This is a genomic window from Streptomyces sp. NPDC052301 (assembly GCF_044593395.1).
In the GTDB taxonomy this organism is placed as follows: domain Bacteria; phylum Actinomycetota; class Actinomycetes; order Streptomycetales; family Streptomycetaceae; genus Streptomyces.
On the sequence record NZ_JBIUBE010000020.1, the window covers coordinates 118,129 to 125,785 of the forward strand.

Sequence of the window (7,657 nt, forward strand, 5' to 3'; positions counted from 1 at the left end):
CTCTCCGGTCGAGGCCCGCATGTTCACGGCATCCACTCGTCCGAGGGCTCTGGTCGGTACGGTCGTACGGCCACCACCCGGACGAGTGAACGCGCGGGTGTGGCTACGCCGGCCGGGACCGCAGCCCCTCCAGCAGGATGTCCAGCAACCGGGCGGACGCCGCCGCCTGCTGCGCGGCATCCGGCAGGGACGGCGCCGCCGTGGCGATCACCAGCAGCACATCCCCCACGGACACGTCCGGCCGCAGTTCACCGGCCGTCCGGGCCCGCTCCACGAGCTGCCCGACCACCTCGAGCAGCACCCCGACACCGCTGTCGTCGGCGCCACCGGCGGAGACCCCCGGCACCAGCCGCAGTTCACCGCTCTCCGGCTGCGCCCGCTGCTGCGGGACCCGGGCCTCGCCGACGGACCCGGCCGCACCGGCGGAGCCCTGCGCGGCACCGGCCAGCACCTGCGGCGGCAGCAGCCGCCCCGCCCCCGACGCCACGGACGTCCGCAGGAACCGCGACAGCGCAGACCACGGCTCCTCCTCCTGCCCGAGCGCGGTCCGCGCCTGCTCGGTCAGCCGTGCCGTCTCCTCCTCGGCTATCCGCCGGACCAGCACGTCCTTGCTCGGGAAGCGCCGGTAGACCGTGCCGACACCCACCCGCGCCCGCCGCGCCACGTCCTCCATCGGCGCGCCGTACCCGAGCTCACCGAACACCTCACGCGCCGCGCGCAGCACGTGCTCCAGGTTGCGCTGTGCGTCCACGCGCAGCGGCGTCGTCCGCGCCGCGTCCGCGCGGCCGTTGCCCGTCGCCGCGCTCATCGCCCCGCCGCCGGTCGCGACGGCGGCTGCGGATGACCAATGCGTGCCCTGAACATGCATGTGTTTCCCCCGGTTATGACGTCTCCCCCCGGAGACTCTCCCCACCACTGAATCCGGAGTGCGCGGAACTGGCTTCGGTCTCGACCGGAACCGCCCGTCGCGGACCCGTTCGACCACATTCCCTACACCCCGTCGACACACGAACATAGTTGAGAGGAAGTCAATTCAGAAGGGGCAGGTTCCGCACAGTGCGCCCCTCGATCGGAGTACGGGTCATGTACGTCCCGATTCCGCCCTTTCACTCCCTCTCGCCCGCCCCCGCTGACCTGGTCCCTTTCGTCCTGCCACGACACCGCGCACGGCCGCGCGCCCACTCGGCCGCCAGTCACACAAATTGCCGGGGCTGTGGACAAACAACAGCGCCGGGTGCGTCATGGGATGGTGAAGGAACGTGCGCGCATTCTGGTCGTCGGTGGCGGCCACGTCGGGATGTACACGGCCCTGCGCCTACAGCGGACGCTGAAGGGCGAGCTCAGGCGGGGTGAGGCCGACATCACCGTCGTCACTCCCGATCCCTACATGACGTATCAGCCGTTCCTCCCCGAGGCGGCGGCCGGCTCCATCTCCCCCCGCCACGTCGTCGTACCGCTGCGCCGGGTGCTGGACCGATGCCACGTCGTCGTGGGCGAGGTGACCTCCGTCGACCACGCGGTGCGCACCGCCGCCGTCAGGACACTCGCCGCCGCCGAGGAGGGCAGGGCGGCCGAACTCCTCGGCTACGACGAACTCGTGCTCGCGCCCGGTTCGATCGCCCGCACCCTGCCCGTACCCGGCCTCGCCGAGTACGGCATCGGCTTCAAGACCGTCGAAGAGGCCATCGGGCTGCGCAACCACGTCATCGAGCAGATGGACATCGCCTCCTCCACCCGCGACCCCGCGATCCGTGACGCCGCCCTCACCTTCGTCTTCGTCGGCGGTGGCTACGCGGGCGTCGAGGCGCTCGCCGAACTGGAGGACATGGCCCGCTACACCGCGCGCTACTACCACAACGTCCGCCCCGAGGACATGAAGTGGATCCTCGTGGAGGCCACCGACCGGATCCTGCCCGAGGTCGGCGCGGAGATGGGCCGCTACACCGTCACCGAACTGCGCCGCCGCAACATCCAGGTGCTGCTGAACACCCGCCTCGAATCCTGCACCGACCGCGTCGCCGTCCTCAGCGACGGCCAGCGGTTCCCGACCCGTACGCTCGTGTGGACGGCCGGCGTCAAACCGCACCCGCTGCTCGCCGCCACCGACCTGCCGCTCACCGACCGCGGCCGGCTGAGGTGCACCGCCGAACTGACCGTCGACGGTGCGGAACACGCCTGGGGCGCCGGGGACGCCGCCGCCGTACCCGACGTCACCGCGGCCGAACCGGGCACCGAGACCGCCCCCAACGCCCAGCACGCCGTCCGCCAGGCCAAGATCCTCGGCGACAACATCGCCCACTCCCTGCGCGGCGAGCCCCTCCGGACGTACGCGCACAAGTACGTCGGCTCGGTCGCCTCCCTCGGCCTGCACAAGGGCGTCGCCCAGGTCTACGGGCGCAAGCTGAAGGGCTACCCTGCCTGGTTCATGCACCGCGTCTACCACCTCAGCAGGGTGCCCACCTTCAACCGAAAGGCCCGCGTGCTGGCGGAATGGACCCTCGCCGGGCTCTTCAAACGGGAGATCGTCTCGCTCGGGTCGCTCGAACATCCGCGCGCGGAGTTCGAACTCGCGGCCGGTGGAAAGCCTCCTCACAGCCCCTCTGACGACCCGAAGGGGTCGTCCTGACCCGACCGAGGAACTCCACGGACCGCCCAGGCGTCTGACGGATGTCGCCGCGGCCCGCTCCCTGCCAGACTGCCCCACGTCCTCGGACGGGCCACCCGCCCGCCCACAGCACCCACGAGGCCTCTTCCCAAGTGAACTTCACGCGCTGGAGCGCCCGGCTCCCCGGAACGCAGCGCCGCGCCGCCGCGCGGACCGAGACCCCGGTCTCCCCGGACCGGCGGGGGGAAGGCTCCGTACCCGCGGCCCGCGGCGAGCAGCCGGCCGACGACACACCCCCGGTGCCCGCCGTCGACGAACTGCCCGCGCGCGACGTCCTCGACCGCGTCCCGGCCCTCGTCGCCCTGGTCCACGGCCACGACCACCGCATCGCCTACGTCAACGACGCCTACACCGCGGCCTTCGGCGCCCGCCCCACCGGCACCCCCGCCCGCGAGACGCTGCCCGAACTCGCCGAACTGGGCCTGCTCCCGCTCCTCGACCAGGTGCTGCGCAGCGGCAAGCCCCGCACCCTGAAGTCCCGCAAGGCAGTCGACGGCCGCTCGTACACCTTCACCTGCACCCCCGTCGCCGAGGACGGCGACCGCGACGGCGGCGTACTCGTCTTCGCCACCGACGTCACCGACCACGCCGAGGCCGCCGAGCGCCTGCGCGCCAGCGAGCGCCGCCAGCGCGAGACCGCCGTCACCCTCCAGCGCTCCCTGCTCCCGCAGGAGCTGGAGGAGCCCGACGACCTCCGCATCGCCGCCACCTACCAGCCCGGTGGCACCGAGGCCGCGGTCGGCGGCGACTGGTACGACGTGATCACCCTCGGCGGCGGCCGCACGGCCCTGGTGATCGGCGACGTCATGGGCCGGGGCGTGCGCGCGGCGGCCGTCATGGGCCAGCTCCGTACCGCCGTCCGCGCCTACGCCCGTCTCGATCTGCCCCCGCACGAGGTGCTCCAGCTCCTCGACGGCCTCGCCACCGAGATCGACGCCAACCAGATCGCCACCTGCGTCTACGCCGTCCACGACCCCAACGAGGGCCGGCTGGTGTATGCCTCCGCAGGCCACCTGCCGATCCTGGTCCGCGACGAGAGCGGCACGGTCTCCCGCGCCGACGAACCCACCGGGCCGCCCCTCGGCACCGGCGGTTGGATGCACGCCTCCGGCTCCATCGCCCTCGGCCCCGGCGCCACCGCCGTCCTCTACACGGACGGCCTGGTCGAACGACGCGACGAAGACCTGGACGAGGGCATCGCGGCCCTCGAAGCCGCCCTCGCCGGCGCCACCGGAAGTCCCCAGGTCGTCTGCGACCGTCTGGTCCGCTCGGCCGGCGTCACCGCCGACCACGACGACGACGTCGCCGTCCTCGTCCTCCAGCACCCCGCCCGCACGGGCCCCGACGGCGACCTCTTCCGCAACGCCGCCCTGGAACTCCTCGGCGGCGTCGAAGCGGCCCCCCGCGCGCGTGCCTTCGCCTCCGGCGTCCTCACCAGCTGGCGCTTCCCACCCGAGCTGCACGACCTGGGCGTCCTCGCCACCAGCGAACTGGTCGCCAACAGCCTCCAGCACGGCACCCCGCCCATGCGCCTGCGCCTGCGCCGCACCGACCGCCGCCTCATCGTCGAGGTCACGGACGGCGACGACCACCTGCCGCGGCGGCGCCGCGCCGAACCGGGCGACGAATCGGGCCGGGGCATCGCCATCGTGGCGACGATCGCCTCCAGCTGGGGCTGCCGGCGCACCCCGGGCGGCGGCAAGGCGGTGTGGTGCGAGTTCGTCCTGCCCAGGGCGAAGCCATGACCCGCCGCCCCGGCCGCCCGCGCGGCACCCGCCCGCACACCGCCCACGGTGCTAGAAGCTCACCCATGGCAGACACGCACCGCAGCAGCGAAGGCCCCGAGGGGTACGACGTCCACAGCGCCCCGATCATGGGCCCGTTCGTGGCCGAGCTGCTGGACGCCGCCGACCTCGGCCCCGGGGACACCGTCCTGGACCTCGCCTGTGGCACGGGCTTCGTCGCCCACGCGGCCGCCCCGCTGGTCGGCCCCGCCGGGCGGGTCTTCGGCGCCGACATCGACGAGGGCATGATCCGGGTCGCCCGGGATCACCACCCGCGCCTCTACCCGGACATCGCATACACGGTCGCCCCCGCCGACCGCCTCCCCTACGAGGCCGCCGTCTTCGACGCCGTCGTCTGCCAGCAGGGCGCCCAGTTCTTCCCCGACCTCACCGCCGCCCTCACCGAGACGGCCCGGGTCACCCGCCCGGACGGCCGCTTCGCCGCCACCGTCTGGGCTCCCGTCGAGCGCCAGCCCTACTTCCTCGCCGAGCGACGGGCCATCCAGGAGTACGGCGGCCCCGACACCATCCGCCACTTCGACAAGGCGTTCACCTGCACCGCCGAGAGGCTCGCCACCGCACTGGGCGCGGCCGGCTACCGCGACATCGCCCACCGCGAGGTCACCTTCGGCATCGCCCTGCCCCCGCTGGACACCTACGCCCATGACCACCTGTCCGCCCTCTGGGGCAGCCTGATCACGGCGGCCGGCGGCGCGGAGGCCCTGACCCGGGCGGCCGGGCTGGTCCGCGACGAGCTGGCCGACCACACCGCAGCCGACGCCACGGCCACGCTCCCCTTCACCGCGATCCTGGTCACGGCGACCCGCTGACGCCCGCCCCTGGCACACGACGACGGCCGCCACCCGAAGGTGACGGCCGTCCTCCGACCACCGGCTCACGCCTCCGCGGCCACCGGTTCCGCAGGCGCCCCACCGCGCGCGACCACCCGGGTCTCGCGCGCCGACCACGGCCGGTCCTGTACGGCGGTGAGCCGCCGCCCCAGCCGCAGCGCCAGGAACGTGATCCCCAGCGAGAACAGCAGGAACGTCACGATGTACGGCGCGTGCAGCGAGGCGCCCAGAGGCCCGCCCACCGCCGGACCGACCGCCAGCGCCAGCTGCTTGACCAGCGCGAACGCCGAGTTGTACTGCCCGGCCATGCCCTCCGGCGCCAGATCGGCGACCAGCGGCGCGACCGTCGGAGACAGCATCGCCTCACCCAGCCCGAACAGCGCGTACGTCGACACGAACGCGGCCGTGGCCATCTCCTGGCTGCCGTGCCCCAGACCCGCGTACCCGGCCGCGACCCACGCCACGGCCCAGATCAGACCGACCGCGGCGATCACCCGCGACCGCCGCCGGCGCTCCACGAACCTCAGCACGGCGAACTGGGCGACCACGATCATCAGCGTGTTCGCCGCCAGGGCCGTCCCCAGCGCGGAGGTCGATATCCCGGCCGCCTCCACGCCGTACGCGCTCAGCCCCGACTCGAACTGGCCGTAGCAGGCGAAGAACAGCACGAAGCCCAGCACGCACAGCTGCACCATCGCCCGGTTCCCGAGCAGCTGCCGCCAGCTGCCCTTCGCCGACCCGGCGGGCGCGTCCTCGATCCGCGGCGAGTGCGGCATCCGCACCGTCGCCATCACGCCGACCAGCAGCAGGAACATCGCCGCCTCGATCGCGAACAGCAGCGTGAACGACGACACGCGCGTGGTGTCGACGAGATGACCGCCGATGAGACCACCGATCCCCAGACCCAGGTTCTGCAGGAAGAACTGCATCGCGAACGCACGCGAGCGCGTGTCCGCCGTGGAGCAGTCCACGATCATCGTCGCCAGCGCCGGCTGCATCACGGCCTGCCCGGCACCGAGCGCGGCGGCGGACGCCAGCACGGCCGCGGCGCCGCCCGCCAGACCCAGACTCAGCGCCCCCAGAGCGGCGGTGACCAGGGCGGCGAGCAGGACCGGCAGCGGGCCGCGCCGCACGATCGCCCTGCCGGCGAACGGCAGCACGATCAGCGCGGCCACGGCGAAGACGGCGAGCACGAGACCCGCCGTCATGGCTCCCAGCCCCCGGACCTGCGCCACATAGACGTACAGGTAGGGGACGGTGAAGCCGAGCCCGAACGCGCTGAGTGCGTTACCCACGTGGATCCGGCGCATCGCTGCGCCCATCGCCCTGGTCACGTTCACCTCTCTCACTAGTTAGACCTGAAGACTTCGAAGCTAAAGTTCGAAGCTAAAGAGTACACAGCGAAGGACTTCAAGGCAAAGGCGTCGCGTGTCATACTGCGGCCATGGCCGACACTCCCGGCGTCGCGGAGCCGACCCTCGAAGAGCAGATCGCCGCCTACCAGCGCGAATTCCAGGACCTCGACCCCCAGGTCGAGAAGATCGTGTCGGCGCTGTCCCGGCTGAACCGCCGCATGAACGTGGCCTACGGACGCCAGACGTCCGCCCTCGGCATCAGCAACGCCGAGTGGGAGGTCCTCAAGGCACTCGTCCTCTCCGGCGCCCCCTACCGCATGGGCCCCAGCGACCTCGCCAAGCGCCTCGGACTCACGCCGGCCGCGATGACCCACCGGATCGACCGCATGGTCTCCGAAGGACTGGTCACCCGTGAGAGGGACGAGTCCAATCGCGTACGGGTCATCGTCGAGCTGACCCCGGAGGGGCGAGAGAAGTGGCTGGAGGCAATGCGCCTGGCGACGGTCTTCGAGGAGGACCTGCTCCAGGACCTCACACCGGCGGAGCGTGCCGTCCTCGGCGAGGTCCTGACCAGACTCCTGCGCAGGGTGGAGCACGCCCAGCCGGACGCCGGCGGGCGCCTCAGCGACCTCGACTGAACCTCGAGCGCAGGCCATCGAAAAGATCTTGACAGGGGACGCTTGACACTCCCCTGCCGTCTCCGTAAAGTTCTTCGGGTTGCCGCGGAGCCGTAACGCTTCTGCGACAGCACCTCAGCCGCCTCGAGCGGCACCCCTCACACCATCAGCACGATCTCCCGGACGGGTTGTTTTCGGCGTGCCCGAATTCAATTCGAATGGAGCCCGGCGGCCCGATTGGGAATCGCCGAGCGGATCCGCTAAGGTTTGAGACGTCGGAACGGCCCAACGGCCGGGAAGACAAACCCCGCTGACTGGGGGTCAGACGCCGAAAGGATCTGATAGAGTCGGAACCGCCGGAAAGGGAAACGCGAGAGCGAGAACC

6 protein-coding genes are annotated in these 7,657 nt (G+C 72.1%); 4 read left to right on the forward strand and 2 right to left on the reverse strand.

Annotated elements, in window-relative coordinates:
• Window positions 1–103: 103 nt before the first annotated feature.
• Window positions 104–868, reverse strand: a complete 765-nt coding sequence (locus ACIHEJ_RS37235; RefSeq protein ID WP_400142205.1) for a TetR/AcrR family transcriptional regulator — start codon at window positions 866–868, stop codon at window positions 104–106.
• A gap of 378 nt (window positions 869–1,246) precedes the next feature.
• On the opposite strand from ACIHEJ_RS37235, the gene ACIHEJ_RS37240 reads away from it, so the two are divergent.
• The 3 genes from ACIHEJ_RS37240 to ACIHEJ_RS37250 all read left to right on the forward strand — a co-directional run bounded on the left by ACIHEJ_RS37240 (window position 1,247) and on the right by ACIHEJ_RS37250 (window position 5,279).
• Window positions 1,247–2,626, forward strand: coding sequence for an NAD(P)/FAD-dependent oxidoreductase (locus ACIHEJ_RS37240; protein ID WP_400142207.1), 1,380 nt, complete (start codon window positions 1,247–1,249; stop codon window positions 2,624–2,626).
• 131 nt (window positions 2,627–2,757) lie between these two features.
• On the forward strand, window positions 2,758–4,410 hold the full coding sequence (locus ACIHEJ_RS37245) for a SpoIIE family protein phosphatase (protein WP_400142209.1): 1,653 nt from the start codon (window positions 2,758–2,760) through the stop codon (window positions 4,408–4,410).
• A gap of 65 nt (window positions 4,411–4,475) precedes the next feature.
• Complete coding sequence (locus tag ACIHEJ_RS37250; protein WP_400142211.1) at window positions 4,476–5,279, forward strand: class I SAM-dependent methyltransferase; 804 nt, start codon at window positions 4,476–4,478, stop codon at window positions 5,277–5,279.
• 65 nt (window positions 5,280–5,344) lie between these two features.
• Here the strand turns inward: ACIHEJ_RS37250 and ACIHEJ_RS37255 are convergent, their stop codons facing one another.
• On the reverse strand, window positions 5,345–6,634 hold the full coding sequence (locus tag ACIHEJ_RS37255; protein WP_400142213.1) for an MFS transporter: 1,290 nt from the start codon (window positions 6,632–6,634) through the stop codon (window positions 5,345–5,347).
• A 110-nt stretch (window positions 6,635–6,744) separates the two neighbouring features.
• Between ACIHEJ_RS37255 and ACIHEJ_RS37260 the strand changes: the two genes are divergently transcribed.
• On the forward strand, window positions 6,745–7,293 hold the full coding sequence (locus ACIHEJ_RS37260) for a MarR family winged helix-turn-helix transcriptional regulator (RefSeq protein WP_400142215.1): 549 nt from the start codon (window positions 6,745–6,747) through the stop codon (window positions 7,291–7,293).
• The last annotated feature ends 364 nt before the right edge of the window (window positions 7,294–7,657 follow it).

Excerpts from the sequence above, each read along its gene's own strand:
- ACIHEJ_RS37250 (WP_400142211.1), top strand. The coding sequence starts at position 4,476 with ATGGCAGACACGCACCGCAGCAGCGAAGGCCCCGAGGGGTACGACGTC.
- ACIHEJ_RS37240 (WP_400142207.1), top strand. The coding sequence starts at position 1,247 with ATGGTGAAGGAACGTGCGCGCATTCTGGTCGTCGGTGGCGGCCACGTC.
- ACIHEJ_RS37235 (WP_400142205.1), bottom strand. The coding sequence starts at position 868 with ATGCATGTTCAGGGCACGCATTGGTCATCCGCAGCCGCCGTCGCGACC.
- ACIHEJ_RS37260 (WP_400142215.1), top strand. The coding sequence starts at position 6,745 with ATGGCCGACACTCCCGGCGTCGCGGAGCCGACCCTCGAAGAGCAGATC.